Origin of the sequence: Corticicoccus populi, assembly GCF_042686195.1 — a bacterium.
GTDB classification, from domain to species: Bacteria; Bacillota; Bacilli; order Staphylococcales; family Salinicoccaceae; genus Corticicoccus; species Corticicoccus populi.
On sequence record NZ_JBHUOQ010000003.1, the window covers coordinates 140,455 to 157,130 of the forward strand.

16 protein-coding genes are annotated in these 16,676 nt (G+C 42.6%); 10 read left to right on the forward strand and 6 right to left on the reverse strand.

Going from position 1 to position 16,676, the window contains the following annotated elements; translation table 11 throughout:
- Positions 1–41: 41 nt before the first annotated feature.
- The gene (locus tag ACFSX4_RS08975; RefSeq protein WP_377773774.1) at positions 42–1,262 is read right to left on the reverse strand and encodes a DUF819 family protein; all 1,221 of its coding nucleotides are present in this window, start codon (positions 1,260–1,262) and stop codon (positions 42–44) included.
- 145 nt (positions 1,263–1,407) lie between these two features.
- Entirely contained in the window at positions 1,408–2,424 is a 1,017-nt protein-coding gene (locus ACFSX4_RS08980; RefSeq protein WP_377773776.1) for an NAD(P)/FAD-dependent oxidoreductase, read from the reverse strand.
- Between the two features lie 162 nt (positions 2,425–2,586).
- On the opposite strand from ACFSX4_RS08980, the gene ACFSX4_RS08985 reads away from it, so the two are divergent.
- The 6 genes from ACFSX4_RS08985 to ACFSX4_RS09010 all read left to right on the forward strand — a co-directional run bounded on the left by ACFSX4_RS08985 (position 2,587) and on the right by ACFSX4_RS09010 (position 8,646).
- Positions 2,587–2,865 (forward strand): YciI family protein, encoded by a 279-nt coding sequence (locus ACFSX4_RS08985; protein WP_377773778.1) that lies wholly within the window; start codon positions 2,587–2,589, stop codon positions 2,863–2,865.
- 87 nt (positions 2,866–2,952) lie between these two features.
- Positions 2,953–4,428: an anthrax toxin lethal factor-related metalloendopeptidase gene (locus ACFSX4_RS08990; RefSeq protein WP_377773780.1), complete on the forward strand. Its 1,476-nt coding sequence runs from the start codon at positions 2,953–2,955 to the stop codon at positions 4,426–4,428.
- A gap of 135 nt (positions 4,429–4,563) precedes the next feature.
- Positions 4,564–5,439: an N-acetylmuramic acid 6-phosphate etherase gene (gene murQ / locus ACFSX4_RS08995; RefSeq protein WP_377773782.1), complete on the forward strand. Its 876-nt coding sequence runs from the start codon at positions 4,564–4,566 to the stop codon at positions 5,437–5,439.
- 14 nt (positions 5,440–5,453) lie between these two features.
- Entirely contained in the window at positions 5,454–6,770 is a 1,317-nt protein-coding gene (locus ACFSX4_RS09000) for a PTS transporter subunit EIIC (protein WP_377773784.1), read from the forward strand.
- A gap of 3 nt (positions 6,771–6,773) precedes the next feature.
- On the forward strand, positions 6,774–7,787 hold the full coding sequence (locus ACFSX4_RS09005; RefSeq protein WP_377773786.1) for a MupG family TIM beta-alpha barrel fold protein: 1,014 nt from the start codon (positions 6,774–6,776) through the stop codon (positions 7,785–7,787).
- A 4-nt stretch (positions 7,788–7,791) separates the two neighbouring features.
- Entirely contained in the window at positions 7,792–8,646 is an 855-nt protein-coding gene (locus ACFSX4_RS09010) for a MurR/RpiR family transcriptional regulator (protein ID WP_377773788.1), read from the forward strand.
- Positions 8,647–8,673: 27 nt separating this feature from the next.
- Here ACFSX4_RS09010 and ACFSX4_RS09015 read toward each other — a convergent pair whose 3' ends face one another.
- From ACFSX4_RS09015 to ACFSX4_RS09025, 3 genes are read right to left on the reverse strand one after another with little or no spacing between them, the layout of a single operon-like run.
- Positions 8,674–10,269, reverse strand: coding sequence for a M20/M25/M40 family metallo-hydrolase (locus ACFSX4_RS09015; protein ID WP_377773790.1), 1,596 nt, complete (start codon positions 10,267–10,269; stop codon positions 8,674–8,676).
- On the reverse strand, positions 10,270–10,950 hold the full coding sequence (locus tag ACFSX4_RS09020; protein WP_377773792.1) for a GntR family transcriptional regulator: 681 nt from the start codon (positions 10,948–10,950) through the stop codon (positions 10,270–10,272).
- 14 nt (positions 10,951–10,964) lie between these two features.
- Entirely contained in the window at positions 10,965–12,110 is a 1,146-nt protein-coding gene (locus tag ACFSX4_RS09025; RefSeq protein ID WP_377773794.1) for an aminotransferase class I/II-fold pyridoxal phosphate-dependent enzyme, read from the reverse strand.
- Positions 12,111–12,295: 185 nt separating this feature from the next.
- Here ACFSX4_RS09025 and ACFSX4_RS09030 point away from each other — a divergent pair, with 185 nt between their 5' ends.
- Genes ACFSX4_RS09030 through ACFSX4_RS09045 form a run of 4 tightly spaced genes read left to right on the forward strand, consistent with a single transcriptional unit; the run spans position 12,296 to position 15,404 of the window.
- Positions 12,296–13,294 (forward strand): DctP family TRAP transporter solute-binding subunit, encoded by a 999-nt coding sequence (locus tag ACFSX4_RS09030; RefSeq protein WP_377773796.1) that lies wholly within the window; start codon positions 12,296–12,298, stop codon positions 13,292–13,294.
- Positions 13,295–13,312: 18 nt separating this feature from the next.
- The gene (locus ACFSX4_RS09035; RefSeq protein WP_377773798.1) at positions 13,313–13,780 is read left to right on the forward strand and encodes a TRAP transporter small permease; all 468 of its coding nucleotides are present in this window, start codon (positions 13,313–13,315) and stop codon (positions 13,778–13,780) included.
- A complete protein-coding gene (locus tag ACFSX4_RS09040; protein WP_377773800.1) occupies positions 13,777–15,063 on the forward strand; it encodes a TRAP transporter large permease in 1,287 nt (428 codons plus the stop codon). The genes ACFSX4_RS09035 and ACFSX4_RS09040 overlap by 4 nt, the downstream gene beginning before the upstream one ends.
- Positions 15,064–15,068: 5 nt before the next feature.
- Entirely contained in the window at positions 15,069–15,404 is a 336-nt protein-coding gene (locus ACFSX4_RS09045) for a cupin domain-containing protein (protein WP_377773802.1), read from the forward strand.
- A gap of 112 nt (positions 15,405–15,516) precedes the next feature.
- Here the strand turns inward: ACFSX4_RS09045 and ACFSX4_RS09050 are convergent, their stop codons facing one another.
- The gene (locus tag ACFSX4_RS09050; protein WP_377773804.1) at positions 15,517–16,581 is read right to left on the reverse strand and encodes a branched-chain amino acid aminotransferase; all 1,065 of its coding nucleotides are present in this window, start codon (positions 16,579–16,581) and stop codon (positions 15,517–15,519) included.
- Positions 16,582–16,676: the final 95 nt, after the last annotated feature.

Below are 16,676 nucleotides of genomic sequence, written 5' to 3' on the forward strand. Positions count from 1 at the left end.
GCTGAAATTCAGCACTTCCGTTTTTTGAACTTGATTTTCCTCTACATCATACTTAAAAATAATGAGTGCAGGCCGACGCCGATATAGTTTCCGATAATATAGCCGAGAGTACCGACAATCAGTATCGGGCCGACAAGTTTGACCCAGCCGCGTGAAATTGCCATTGCGGCCGCGGTAGTCGGTCCGCCGATATTTGCATTACTCGTCAAAATAATTTCTTCGAGACTGAATTTGAAAAGTTTTCCGAAGGTAAAGGAAATAATCATATTGATTAACACAATCACTGCTGCGAAGAAGAATATCAAAGGTGCATTTTGAATAATCAGTACGACTGACGCCGGAACACCGATGACCACAAAGAAAATGTAGATTAAAAATGTACCGATTTCCTGTGCGCCGTTGATGTTATCAAAGTATTTAGGGAACATGGTTACAAGGAGCAGTGTCAGAGTGGTTAACATCAAATAATTATCGCCGATAATGCCCCGTAGAATAGTCAGGAAGACATTTGCATCATCCGGTATGATTTCCGCAAAAAAATCCGACAGGGTAAACGAAGCGGCAACAATTGCAAATGAAGTACCGACAGCCATTGCAATATCACTAAGAGAAACATCTTTACGCTTCCAGTAGGATGCAGCCTGATTCGTGTCGGAACCAGTGTTCTGCTCAATTTCATCAATATGGGGTGTATTGAAATTCTTTCTGAATATTCCTATGGCGGGTATTGTGATTAAAATCAGTATGTAGACCGCCATCAGCAGGTTATCTGCAACCACTGTATAGGAAACAATCTCACCCGGTACTTCAAAACGGGATGCCATGGCTGCGAAATTCACACCGCCGCCGGTATAAGAAGCAGAGAGCATCGCACCAATAAGGTGAAGATTTGGAATTAAATCCTTAAAAATAGCAAATGCTGCGACTGTTCCTGCGACCGTTCCGATAGAACTGATTAAAAAGATGATAAGCAGCCGTCCGCTCTCTTTCCATATCTTAACGATATTAGAAGAGAATAAAAGAAGCGGGATAGACAGTGGGACGATGTAACTCCATACAGCATCGTAAACTGGTGATTCCAGAGGAATCACTTGAAAATTGGCAAGTAGTAAGGCACCTAACAAAGCAATAATGGCACCGGATATTTTAGACGCCCACGAATATTTATTCTCCAGCACAATTGAAATTGCTGCCCATCCGACAAGAAAAGCCCATAAAATCCATGTTTGATCCGGTGAAATCAAGCTGTTTGCTTCCTCCATAAATTCCACTCCTTCTTAATTTATTATTATTAGAGTATATCACACAGATTTTGAGCGGGCACTTGATGTCCTAATTTTCTGACAATAAATAACGGTGATTATCAAAATACTATAATTGTATGATTGAAAGAAGGGGCCGGGCAGTTTAGGAATAACGTTTTGTTACAGATTTATTTTTTTGTTCAAACACTTTATTGTGTGAAGAAACCATGCCTTCAATACTTGCTTCCTCATCAAGAAATACTTTTACATGATTGGCTGCGATACCTGCTTCTGTAAAACAGCCCGCGATTAAATGAATTCTATGATTATAATCAACCTGATCGCCGCATGCGAAAATGCCCGGGATGTTGGTATCGACAAAATTCTTTGTCCGGATTACCTGATATTCCCCGAAATCAAGGTCATTTTCGATTGTTTCGAGAAAATGTATGTTTGAATCATATCCATGGTTAATCAGAACCTCATCGATTTCTATAATCGACCCGTCGGAAAGACTCACGTGATCTACATGGGCAGGATCCTTTTCGGCATGGAGCGCTTCGATTGTGGTGGATTCTTTGATGGTGACAGCTTTAGTTTTTAATTTTTCAATACTGCCTTCATGTGCCTTCAGCTCGCCGCTTCGGTGTATCAGGGTAACTTCAGCTGCGATATCGGACAATGCATCCGCCCAGTCAATTGCTGAGTTGCCGGAACCGGAGATAATGACTTTCTTATTTTTAAAACGCTTCATCTGTTTAATCGTATAGTGCAGATTGGTTAATTCGAATTTCTCACTTCCCTGGACGTCCAGTTTTACGGGCTCCCATATACCGCGTCCTGTTGCGATAATAATGGATTTCGAATAAAAAGAACCATTATTTGTGATGGTTTCAAAATAATTTTCGTGCTTTTTAATGTCTTCACAGGTGGTGCTCACACTGATATCCGGCTGGAATACTTTAGCTTGTTCAATCATCTGCATTTTTATACTGTTTGCAGGCGCCGGGGGTACTGCTCCGATGTCCCACACTATTTTTTCAGGATATAAGTTTAATTTGCCGCCGAGTTCACTGTGGTGTTCTATAATCTGTACTTTGAGTCCGCGGAGTCCTGAGTAGAAGCTCGCATATAATCCTGCAGGTCCGCCTCCGATAATTAATACATCAGACAATTTCATTATGATCCACACTTTCGCTTTTTTAATAGTCTCAGTTCATTATAGTGCAATTGATAATCATTATCAATATATGCCTGTGATACACGACAGGGAATTGAAACAAATATTTAATCAAATACGGTATAATGAAATTAACATAAAAGATTGCAGGAGGACGTATGGATGAAATATTTTGCAGCACTATCACCAATGAAAGATGAACAGAAAAGCGCGGAATACAGAGCGGAACATTTAGAGTTTTTGAAAGCACAGGCCCAGGCCGGCAGAGTACTGATGAACGGCAGGTTTACAGATGGTGCCGGCGGTCTTGTGATTTATCAGGCTGATTCACTGGAAGAAGTTCAGGGTATTGTTAAGGAAGATCCATATGTAGTGAACGGTGCGCGTGATGTGGAGATTCATGAGTGGGATATGCAGACAACGTATACTTTTGAAAAATAATTTTACAGCTGTTTCTTTGAATATCACACATTTATTGCGTATACTGACTTACTAAATTCAATTATTCTAAGAAATGGGGACTGTGATATGAAAAATGCCCTGAAACGAAGTATGATACTTGTTATTTTAATGATTGCCGCTGTTACGCAGACAGCAGAGGCTAATGATGATTTAAATAATATGGTTGAAGTGAGGGCTTCGGGTGCTGAGCAGCAAAGTGAAGCGGCAGCAATGATTGACAGGCTGTCAAATATTGATGACCGGATTCTGTATGAGGCAAACCGGTCTGGTGCGAAGATTATATTGATGGATGAGCCTTTGACGGATCTGCCGGAATTTGCGCATTTATCCGGAATTGTGCCGCGCGGCTGGGAGAGTAACGGAAATACCTGGGATGCAGTTCCTGGCGCGGGCGGTTTTATTACAGCGGCAAGAATCGGATACAGCAACCCCGGTAACGGGCATTCTACATCAAATCTCGAACTTCATGAATTCGGGCATGCTGTGGATTCATATGTTGCAGGATTCACCATCAGTGAATCGGCAGAGTTCAGAGATATAATGAGCAGAGAGAAAAATACATTATTCAGTGATCACGAGGTTCCGGAATATTTTGATGTGCCGTCGGAATATTTTGCTGAAGTGTTTGGCATGTATAACCTGGGCGGTGCAAAACGGGATGAGCTTCAATCGAGAGCACCTGAAACATACCGCTTCATTTCAACACTTCACAACCGGCTGATCAGCTTCAGTGAAGTGACAGGAAACACTATGACTGTGACATGGGATGATGTGGATGGTGCGGCATCTTATAATATTTATCAGGACGGCGAAAAAACAGCGGAAGTCGACAGCGGCACAGAATCATATACGGCAGAGGACCTGGATGTTTCAACAACGTATGAGTTTTATGTGGAGCCTGTGGACGCTTCCGGAAACTCAATTCTTACAAGCTACTTCAGGTATGCAACTACAAGTGCTGAAGAGGATCCGGATCAGATAGACAGAGAGGCGCTTCAGAGTACTCTCGAAGAAGCGAAAACGCTCGATGAAACATTTGAAGACACAGACTTAAAAACATTGATTGAAGAGGCTGAAGCCCTGCTTGATCAGTCATCTTCAGATTTAACACAGGCAGAAGTTAATGACATGAATGAAGCACTGATGTCTGCGATTGAGAACGCGGAAACTGCGAGGGACGAAGCAGAGCAGGCAGAATCACAGGAAACTGAGGATGCAGAGGACACTGAAGAGACCGAAGAGGCAGAAGACACGGAAGGTACAGAGAACAGCCAGTCAGGCGGAAGTGATACCGGGTCTGAAAGTGAGTCTTCAGAAGAAGGTACAGCATCTGAAGATGAATCTGCTTCTGACGGAGAGAACAGTGAAGACAACGAGAGTGCCGGTGATGACAGCGAGTCTGATAGTGTGAGCGGTGACACAGATACAGAAAGCAGCACTGCGGCCAACACAGGCGATAATACGATATGGTTTATCGCAGCAGGACTCCTGATCATTCTTGCGGTCGGTTCATTCTTATATATGTTTATCAGAAGAAAATAGAAAATATGTGTCAGCCGGTTTTCCGGCTGATTTTTTTATTCTTTTTATGAATTTTATTAACTGTATTTTAAAAATATAATTAAATTTTATTTATTTTAAAAGCGTTTTCATATATAATGGTGTAAAAAGACAGGAGTGGTATTGTTGGGTACAGAAAGCCGTAACAGTAATTCAGAGCAGTTGGATTTAATGTCCGTCAGGGAAATTATTGAATTGATGAATGAAGAAACAGAGAAAGGGCTCCGGGCTGTTGAGAATGCGTCACCCAATATTGAGGCGTTAATCGAAGAAATTCTCAATAGAGACTCAGGCAGAATAATATATGCGGGTGCCGGGACGAGCGGGAGGCTCGGAGTTCTTGATGCTTCTGAGTGTCCGCCGACGTTTCATACAGATCCAGAAGCATTCATCGGCCTGATTGCAGGCGGGGAGAAAGCACTGCGCTTTGCGATTGAAGGTGCAGAGGATTCGATAGAGCTCGGCGCAGCGGATATAGAATCGCTTGGAGTATCATCAGGTGACTGTGTGATTGGTATTGCAGCGAGCGGCAGAACGCCGTACGTGAAAGGGGTGCTTGAGTCGGCGAAAGAAAAAGGGGCACTGACAGCATCTGTGTCCAATAATACAGGGAGCGAGATTTCCAAAATTGCTGATTTTGCAGTTGAGGTGGATTCGGGTGCGGAGATTATATCGGGTTCAACCCGTTTGAAGGCAGGCACCACGCAGAAGCTGGTACTGAACATGATTTCTACCATTGTCAACATTAAAAGGGGCAAGGTGTACGGAAACTTTATGATTGATGTCAGTGCTACAAATGAAAAACTGGAAAACCGCGCGGTGAATATGATCAGTGATATCACAGGAGAGGACCGGGAGACATCAAAACGTGCCTATCGTGATTCAGGCAGGCATGTCAAAACTGCAGTAGTATCGCTGATTTTAAACGTTGGAGCAGATGAAGCGGAGAAACTGATTGCAAAAGAACCGAATATCAGAAAAATAATTAAATAACAGGGGGAAATAGGATGAAGAATCTGCCAACTACACTGATTGACCTTCTCGGCGGCAAGGAGAATATTACTCATTTATACAACTGTATGACGCGGGTCAGAGTGTCTGTAAAAGACAGAAGCAAGGTGGATACGGCTGCTTTAAAAGCACTCGATGATGTATCAGGGATTGTCGACGGGGATGAATTTCAGATCATACTTGGCCCGGGAAAAGCTGAAAAAACACGCCGTGCAATGGAGGAGTCACTGGGTGAAATTGAACAGTCGGAAGACAGTTCCGGGAAAAAGCGCGGTGTAAAATATTTCTTGAGAAAAATAGGGAATATATTTATCCCTTTGATTCCGGCGCTTGTGGCATCAGGTCTTATCAACGGAGTGGTCAATTTTTCGGTAAACTCAGGCGTTGATCCGGAATTAACATGGGTGCAGCTGCTGCAGTTTATCGGCGGTGCATTCTTTACGATTATCGGAGTTCTTGTCGGTTTCAATACAGCGAAGGAATTCGGCGGTACGCCGGCACTCGGTGCCATCAGTGGTGCCTTGATATTCAACCCGGCACTGGATAGTATGACGCTGTTCGGTGAGAATCTTGTCTCAGGACGGGGTGGTTTATTTGCGGTATTGATTTCAGCTGCGTTGATGGCTGTTGTTGAAAAACAGGTTCGAAAAGTGGTGCCGAATGCTGTGGATCTAATTGTGACTTCGACTTTAACGCTGCTTGTAGTCGGACTGATTACTGTCATTGGTATTCAGCCGCTCGGTGCAGTGATGTCATCGGGAATTACTGCAGGCATTGACTGGGTGCTCGGTGTCGGAGGTCCGTTTGCAGGTGCTGTGCTGGCTTCTACATTCCTGCCGCTTGTTATGGTCGGCCTGCATCACGGTCTGACACCGATTCATCTGGATTATATTCAAAATATAGGATACACACCAATTTTAACGATTCTTGCGATGGCGGGTGCCGGACAGGTCGGTGCCGCGATGGCAATATGGGTGAAAACAAAGTCAAAGCGTCTGAAAAAAATTATTGCAGGTGCACTTCCTGTCGGTTTTCTCGGTATCGGCGAACCGCTGTTGTACGGGGTGACACTGCCGCTCGGACGGCCGTTTATTACAGCCTGTCTCGGCGCTTCACTCGGCGGGGCATATCAGGCATTGATGACAACAGGAGCCATAAACATCGGCGTCTCGGGGATTTCACTGACACCGTTAATCGCAGACGGACAGTATATTCATTATATTATCGGGCTATTGCTCGGCTACCTCGGCGGCTTTGTATTGACGTATTTCTTCGGCTTTAAAGAAGAAATGGTAGAAAACCTGGACAAGTAGGTGATGACATTGATTGAAAGAAGTTTTTATCCGGGAACAACAGAAACGATTGATGACTTAAAGAAAGAATACGGTATGACAGGAACGGAATATGTATTTACATCGATGCAGCTGAATCACGATTCTTTTAAGTGGATGACGTCACTTTTTGACTCGGGGTATCAAGTCATTACAGATATATCAAAAGAAACACTCCGGGCGCTTGATATGACGGTTGAAATGCTGTATCAGAAATATCCGCAGATCATCTGCAGGCTGGATGACGGAAATTCTGAAGCGGAAATTCTCAGTCTGTCTGAACGGCATGCGGTTATTTTGAATGCAAGTACTGTGAGTGATACACTGCTTGAAAAAATCAACAGCAAACATAAAATCAGTGCAATGTTTAATTATTATCCAAAACCTTTAACCGGCATGACTGAAGCGGCAGTGAAAGAATTGACGGAGAAACTCCAGGAAAAAGGGATGGAAGTGTATGGGTTTATCCCCGGTTCTATGTCGAGACGGGGGCCGGTTCATGCCGGTCTTCCGACGATTGAGGCGCATCGTTATGACGGAACAATAAAAAATTATTTAAGTTTGAAATCGTTAAATATTGATAAGGTATTCCTCGGAGATGAGTATCTGACAGAATGTGAAGTGACTGAGCTCGCGGCTTTAAAAGACGGCGTGCTGAAAATGAAAATATCTACGGAATACCCTGATATTTTTGAGAAGGTAAATGATTTTAAGGTTTCAGCGAGGCGGGATCAGTCTGCATATCTTCACCGCTTTTCAGGAACAAGAGGACAGCTCCGGAAATTTACTTTAAAAGATTCCGACAGGGTGAAACTTATTTCAAAAGGGGATATTTTAATAGACGGTCCTGAAACACCGCGATATGCCGGAGAAATTCAAATTGCCCGGAGGGACGCATTTGCGGGGAATTATCCGTTTTATAAAATCGGCGAGACAGCGGAAGAGAACCTGCTTGAGTATATTCCGGAACAGTATACAATTCAATTCGAATGGGAGTAGGTCTATGTATTCAGTAATGAAACACATCAAACAGCAGTATCCGGATATGAAAAATAAGGAAAGGCTGATTGCAGATTATATACTCGGCAGTAAAGAAAAATTCCGCACATCAAGCATTGCGAAAAATGCGGAAGCTATCGGAGTCAGCCAGGCGAGTATTACTAACTTTTCAAAGAAACTCGGTCTAAAAGGTCTGAGCCAATTGAAAATGGAGCTCGCAAAAGAAGAAACGGCAGATCGTCCGGAGTACACTGCAGCACTGTCGAGCGCAGATACTGTTAAGGACACTCTGGATAAGGCGCTGAATAATACTGTAACAGCACTTTATAATACGCGTAAGACGGTGGATTCACTAATGATTGAAAAATCCTGCCGGATATTGTCCGGTGCCGATGAAGTGATGTTATTCGGTATAGGCGGCTCGAGAATCCCGTGTGAGGATTTGTATTTGAAGCTGAGCCGTATCGGCTTCAGGGTGGATGTGCCGTTTGACAATCATGTAGCGTTGACTAAAGTGGCTAATCTGAAAAAAAACAGCGCAGTAATTTTATTTTCCACATCGGGGCGGACAAAAGAAATAATAGATATACTCAACCGTACGAAAGAGTACGGGGTGACATCTATTCTCGTCACTCAAAATGTGAATTCAATTGCGAGAAATAAGGCGGATATTGTCCTGTCTACATCACTGGAAGAAAATAATATCAGGATCGGTACAATGACCGCACGCATATCACAACTCTATCTGGTGGATGTCTTGTTTATGCAGACGGCTGTTCAGCTCGGCAGTGATGTATTTGATAAATTGACTGAAACACATGATGCAGTGCAGCAGTATAAAGTGGATAAAGAAAAATAAGAAGGATGCCCGGCATCCTTCTTATTTTTATGCAGTAAAGAATTTTTGAATCATCCGGGCAAGCAGCCGGGGAGTAACTGTAAAGGCGCTTTTTTTATGGAGGCGTTCACTGATTTTATGGGCATCTTTACCAAAAGGTCCGATATTAATAAACGGTGCCTGAAGTTTCTGCATGTCACTGAAAGGGACAGTATAGGTATATCCCCACATCGGCGTGTTATCAATATAAGTTAAATAACTTTTGTCGTCTGCATCATATGTGACATAGCTTAAGTCGGATATACCGTTAAAATAGTGGACGACATTGGTGTCGATATCATCATTCTTAAGTTCTGATTTTGTGAATGAAACAATGTCCTGAATCAAAGGATCGTCAGAATTATTGACCGACGGATAGTAAGGCGGTGCAAAGAATGTCACAATCAGCGGAACGAGTTCTTTACACTGATTAATGAAGCTGTTGACGACTTCAAAGGATTGTGTCCGGTCATCTAAATGTCGATACTGTGAATATTTATTAATCAGTGCCTCAACAGCAGCACTGCCGATTTTATTTACCGTATAGTCTTTCAGTTCTTTGTAGGTCATTGTTTTTACTTCACCGACAGGCGAAGCGTGTTCCCGTTCACATAAATGCTGATAGTGCGTGTTCATCTCTGAAGCGGCATTTTCTGTAATGCGGTTGAACGTACTGAATACCTCTTCCTCAGTCTGTTTCATCGTGAACACATTATACAGTGATGCGACATGGTTGGTTGTCTGGGTGGAGTAGTCGGCTTTTAAATCATACGTTTTTAAGGTGATCGGAAGTGGTGTAGTTTCACCGAAATGTGTTTCTTTAAATGAATTATTGAACTCCATTTTTCGGTTTAAAAATGACGCCATGTAATTAGCATTTAATCCGCGGAGCGGCTCTCCGGCATGTGTTTCCACCCCGTAAAATAATGCAGACGGCATCATTTTACCGATTGAACCGGTGTAGATATAATAGTTTTCATCATCGGGTTTCTGAGTGAAACTCGGCTCACAGTTCAACATCAGTGAATAGTTCAAACTGTGTTTTTCACTCAAGGATTCATAACATTTTGCAGCGGTTCTCATGCCCGCTGAATCAACCTCTTCATCAGGAACAGCTGTCAACAGAAGATTGACAGGCCATTCTTCAATGACTGCTTTCTCAATCAGGTGCATCTGCAGGGCAAGTCCCATCTTCATATCCATCGTTCCCCGGCCGAACAAGTATTCATCCGATTCAATGTCATGCCTGATGCTTTCTTTGAAGTCATGAGAGATACTCTTAAAGTATTCAGTCAGTTCCCGGGGTTTGAAGGCGAGGTCTTCGACTGCGCCGAACTCCCCGGTATGTACCGTATCGAAATGACTGATAAAGATAATTGTTTTGACAGCCTTCTTAGACTTGTAGAGTGCAGTAAGCGTATTTCTTTTTTTTCCGGCATCGTGGAGTTCAATATATTCAGAATGTGAGCGGAAATAATCGAGCTTCATCAGCTCATCTTTTAACAAATACGGAAATGAAATTTCCCCCTCAGTGCCGGTTCTTGAATCAAAAGAAACCAGCTTACATATTAAGTCCTCAAGTTGTTGTTCTGTCTGCCAGAGCATTTATTCGTCCTCCTTGGTATTTGTGTGATCTTTGTAGTAATTAAGAAATCTTTTTTCCACGTTGCTTAAATGAACAATCATTTTATTCTTTGCTTGTATATGATCGTGTTTTTTCAGCGTATCCAAAACAGCGGTATGTTCTTCATATGCCTCTTTCGCGCTTTGGGGTACAGTTTTAGACAGGATCAAGAAAGCTCGGCTGATGCCTGTATTTACTTTCTCTGCGAGTGCACGCATTTCTTCATTATCATTCAATTTAATCAAAGTGAGATGAAACTCTTTATCCAGTGTCATGAAGTCGGAGTAGTCATTACGTGAAATGGCATGATACTGCCTGGACAGGTTCTCCTCAAGAGTCTTTAATGTCTCATCATCTATTTTATGAACTATTTTTTCTATGTTATAAACCTCGACTAAATGTCTGAGTTCCATATACTCAAGAGATTTTATCTTCGTGAAGTCAGCCACCACTGCAGGTGAACCGGTTTTCTGGATAATCAGTCCTTCTGAAGCGAGCCGCAGTAAAGTATCCCTGAAAGGGGTGCGGCTGATACCGAGCTGCTTTGAATATTTTTCTTCAGGCAGTGCTTCTCCCGGACCGAGCTCTCCAGTTAGTATGGATTCTTTGATAATAGAAAATGCCTGATCTGCAAGTGTATGTGTTTTAGCAATTTTTTTCATACAAAATCCCTCCTTTACAGTCTGTCCATAAATGATTTCATACGCTGCATTCCTTCTTTAAGATTATCGAGGGAGTTGGCGTAGGAGATTCTGACGCATTTGTGATTGTCTTTCGAAAATGTCGACCCCGGTACCACCGCAACATGTTCTTCCTCTAAAAGTCTGTCGGCAAATGTCACATCATCCAGACCGCTTGAAGAGATGTCAGGGAAAATATAGAATGCGCCGGTGGGCTCTGACACTGTAAAGCCGAGAGCAGTTAGTGAGTCATATAAATAATCACGGCGTTCGATATATTTCCGGTTCATGATTTCAGGATAGTGGCGTCCGTTTGTTAATGCTTCTATCGCTGCATACTGGCTCGGGACAGATGCACAGATGGAGTTGTTTAGGTGAACTTTAAGTACATGCTTCATAATTTCTGTCGGCCCGAGCACGTATCCTATCCGCCAGCCGGTCATCGAATGGGATTTTGATAAGCCGTGGATGATGAAAGTCTGCTCTCTGACTTCATCAAAAGAAGCAAAAGAGACATGGCTGCCTGAGAAAGTATTTTCGCTGTAGATTTCGTCACTGATGATAAAGATATCTTTTTCTTTCAATAAATCAATCACCGCTTCAATATCCTGTCTGCTTAAGGAAACGCCTGTCGGATTAGACGGATAATTTAAAATAACCGCTTTAGTCCGCTCATTAACGGCCGCATCCAGTGCTTTAATATCCGGTTTGAATCCGTTATGCGAAGTGTCGAGATAAGTTGTTGTGCCGCCGTTTAAGGTAATGAGTGCCTCATAACCCGGATAGGCGGGGGAGAGGATAATCACTTCATCACCTGGTGTCATCACTGTACGGAGAACAGAATCCAGTGCTTCCGACGCACCGTTTGTAATCACAGCATCATCTGTATCAAATGTGCCGCCGTAAGTTTCATTAAAGAAATTCGTAACACACTCTCTTAACGGAAGCAGGCCTGCATTGTGTGAGTAGCCTGTCAAATTATCTTCAATGGCTTTAATGCCTGCCTTTTTAACACTTTCCGGTGTCGGAAAATCGGGCTGCCCGATAGTCATATTAATACCATCTTCAAACTCATTTACTTTGTTGGAGTATACTCTGATACCGGGGATTTGAATCTCTACTGCGTTTGGATTAATTTTCATTAGTAGCACCTTCCAATGCATATTTATGTTATAATCTTACCTTAAATCGTCAATTTAAAGAATTAATATTCAATATAAAGCATATCGATTCTTTTTATTTTAAATTGACAGAAAATAAAAACTAGTGTAATTTTATTGTATACAGTATACAACACTGAGAGAGGGAATGACAAGGAGGAAAAGAAATGAAAGATATTCTGAGGTTAATCATGCTGATGTCCTTAGTTTTAATGATGACAGCATGCGGTCAGGAAAATGAGGAACAGACAGTGTTGAAGCTCGGACATGCATTGTCTCCGGGAACAGCTGCTTCTGATGAAGTCGTTAACATGGCTGCCGCTGTTGAAGAGAAGACTGATGGGAGAATATCATTTGATATTTATGAGAACAGTCAGCTCGGTTCGGAAACGGAGATGCTTCAGCAGATGCAGATGGGGGCACTTGAATCGTCGGCCATTATGATTGGTTCGATGCAGACGCTGGATATGAGGATGGCAGTAGAAGACCTTCCGTATATGTGGCCGGATATTGAAACGGCACGCAGTGCTTATGAGGGTGAGTTCGGTGATTATCTGGCAGATATTATTTCCGAAGAAGGAATGACGCAGATTGGATATTTTGAATGGGGATTCAGACATATTACGAATAACAGGGGACCGATTTCAGAGCCGGAAGATGTCGAGAATTTAAGTATCAGAGTTGCTGAAACACCGCTCAGGGTGGATACATTCGAGCAGTTAAATGCGATACCGACTGTAATGGCCTTCAGTGAAGTGTACGGAGCGCTTCAACAAGGTGCACTCGGTGCCCAGGAAAATCCGCTGGCGAATATTGTTGCGCCGAGGTTCTATGAAGTGCAGGACTACTTATCGCTGACCGGGCATTTCTATAATACGGTGATGCTGATGGTGGAAACAGAAACTTGGGATGATATTTCGCCTTCTGATCAGGAGATTATCCTGTCGGAAGTACAAAGCGCATCTGAAAGAGTTAAGGAAGAAAATGATGTAATGGAGGAATCTTACATAGAAACGCTGGAAGAGAACGGCATGCAGGTGAACGACGACGTAAATAAAGAAGCATTCAGAGAGGCACTGCTGCCGATATATAACAAGTGGGAAGAAGAGGCATTCGGTACAGAACTGATGGATATTTACCGCGAAGCATCCGGATGGGAAGAATAACTGAGGGGAGAAAGAGAAATGAGAAAATATATTGTTAAATTACTTTCGTATTTGTGTATTATAAGCATGGCTTTACTGACAGTAATTGTTCTGGCACAGGTGGTCACACGATTTTTTAATATTTCCCTGACCGGTACTGATGAGCTTTCCAGGCTGCTGATTGTCTGGCTGACATTTCTAGGAACGAGTCTTGCTTTTCATGATAAGATGCATCTCGCGGTGAACTTCTTTGTGAAGCGGGCCGGACATAAAAACCAAAAACGAATACATACTTTGGTTAACAGTCTGATTGTTATATTTTTTTTGGTGCTTGCCGTGTACGGGTTTAAGTTTTCTATAGAATCGATGAATTATACATCATCCACACTACAGCTGCCTATGGGGATATTTTATCTTGCTGTTCCGGTCAGCAGTGTGTTTGCGCTGTACTTCATATTGACATCACTGACAGAATCAACAACTGAAGAAGAGGAGGCGGGATTATGACAATTATATTAATACTGCTTTTATTTTTTACGCTTCTGTTCCTCGGTATGCCGATTGCATTTGTTATCGGACTGGTTGTTGCAGCGATGCTTCTCCTCGGTGGTGTGCCGCTTGAAATTATTGTACAGAGAATGTTTGCAGGGGTAAACAATTTCTCGTATTTAGCAATTCCTTTATTTATACTGGCAGGAAATATCATGGGAAAAGGCGGTCTCACGAGACGTTTGATGGCATTTGCGAACATGATTGTCGGCAGGTTAACAGGCGGAACGGCAGTAACAACAGTAGTCACAACTGCATTATTCGGTGCAGTATCAGGATCAACTGTTGCGACGACATATGCTGTGGGGTCCGTACTTGTGCCGAGACTTCAGGAAGAAAAATACAGTAATTCTTTTATCGCAAGTGTTATCGGCCCTGCCGGTGTGCTCGGTCTGATTATTCCGCCGAGTATTACGATGGTTGTGCTCGGGATCACAGCGAACATTTCTATCGGCAATTTATTTCTTGCAGGTATTATTCCCGGTATTATCCTGGCGGGGATTTTATGTGTATACGTTTCGCTGATGGCTAAAAAAGAGGGGTACGGCGACATTAAGCTGCAGAACGGTCCGGAATATGAGTTTTGGAAAGTAACCCGTCAGGCAGTACTGCCGATTCTTGCGCCTGTGTTTATTCTCGGAAGTATCTTTTCAGGTTTCGCTACAGCGACAGAAGCGGCAGTCATTGCCGTGTTATACGGTTTTCTGCTGTCACTGTACTACAGGGAACTGACAATGAGGAAGTTTAAGGAAATTATGTTGTCTTCTGCTGTGACATCAGCGACAATATTAATAATTATTTCAGCTGCGAGTGCATTTACATATGTACTGACTGTGAATAAAATCCCGGCAGCAGTTTCAGAGTTCTTTTTGAATTTTGCTGACTCACCGCTGATGTTTCTTTTGATTGTGTCACTGATTCTTCTTATCCTTGGTACACTGACTGAAGTCACATCACTTATTGTATTATTAAGTCCGATATTTATGCCGATTGCAATGGAGTTTGGCATCGATCCAATTCACTTCGGTATGGTTCTGATTATGAACTTTGCGCTTGCAAACATCACACCGCCTGTCGGTTTATCATTAATTGCGGGATGCAGTATTACTGACAGGAGAATGGGGATAGAAGAAACACTGCCTTACATCCTTCATATTCTCGCTATTGTTGCATTTATGGTGATTTTGATTATATTCCTGCCGGGCATTTCTACATTCCTGCCTAACTTGATTGGAGAATAAAACATATGATATTTAATAATGAAGAGATTATTGAAATTGAAAATCTGTACGGCGGTACGGGCAGAACAAAAATTTATAAGCATATTACAGAAAATAAAATTGAACGGATGAAGATGTTTGCGAATGTCACGCTTGAAGCAGGGGCCTCCATCGGATATCATCAGCACACAGATGATTCTGAAATATACCATATCATTTCAGGCAGCGGTCTGTTTACTGATGCGGATGAATCTGAAAAAACAGTCACTCCGGGTGACTGCTGTGTAATCGAAAAAGGTCAGTCACATGGTATTGAGAATACAGGAGATTGTGTGCTGGAGTTCATTGCAGTGGTATTTTAATGAAGAACCCGGATCATCCTGAGCAGTTCTTATACGGCAGACAAAGCTGATTTTAAGCATATGAAAAATCCCCGTGTCACTATAATAATGACACGGGGATTTATATGTTTAATTAAGCTTTCTGAACCCAGCCGAACGGATCTTCAAGACGGCCGTACTGGATTTCTGTATAGTGATCATATAAATCTTTTGCAACATCACCGGGTTGATTATCATTGATAATGTAGTCGGTATCGTGAATGTTCATACGGCCGATCGGCGAGATTACTGCTGCTGTTCCTGCACCGAAAACTTCAGAAATGCTGCCGTCCTGAACACCTTTCAGGAAGTCATCGATATGAACGCGTTCTTCTTTAACGGTATATCCTTTATATTCCGCAAGTTCAATAATGGATTTACGTGTAATACCCTCCAGGATTGAACCGTTTAACTCAGGCGTCACAATTTCACCGTTTCGTACGAAAAAGATATTCATACTGCCGACTTCTTCAATATATTCCTGGTGGACACCATCCAGCCAGAGAACCTGCTCATAACCGAGGTTATTTGCTTTTTGCTGTGCAAGAAGACTTGCTGCATAATTTCCGGCAGCTTTTGCGTTGCCGATGCCGCCGCGTACTGCACGGACATATTCATCTTCAACATAGATACTTGTCGGGTCAAGAGCTGCACCGCTGTAGCCTGCAACAGGGCTTAAGATGATGAGGAAGCGGTATGTTCTTGACGGCCGGACACCGAGAAAAGGCTCATCTGCGAAAACAAACGGCCGGATATAAAGTGACTGTCCCGGGCCGTCAGGCACCCAGTCTTTTTCAAGCTGCAGCAGTTCTTTAAGTGCTTTAATGGCATCTTCTTCATTGATTTTAGGCATTGAAAGCCGCTCTAATGAACGATTAAGTCTTTTAAAGTTTTCTTCCGGACGGAATAAAAGGATATCATCTCCGCTTTTGTACGCTTTTAATCCTTCGAAGACTGATTGTCCATAATGGATACTCTGCAGGGCGGGGGAAAGTTCCAAATTTTTGTATGGTGTAATGGTTGGTGTCTCCCAGCCGTGCTCGGGAGTGTAGTGAGAAGAAAACATGTAGTCTGTAAAGACAGTTCCGAATTTAATGTTGGACACATCCGGCTTTTCTTTTAAACTGTTTGCTTTCTCGATTTGAATTGTTTGTCCCATAAATGGACCTCCTTATAATATGTAGTGATAATGAATTAATGTAGAGTGAAAATTGTATTTATTTTATCAATTTCAAATAAAAAATGCAAGTTATT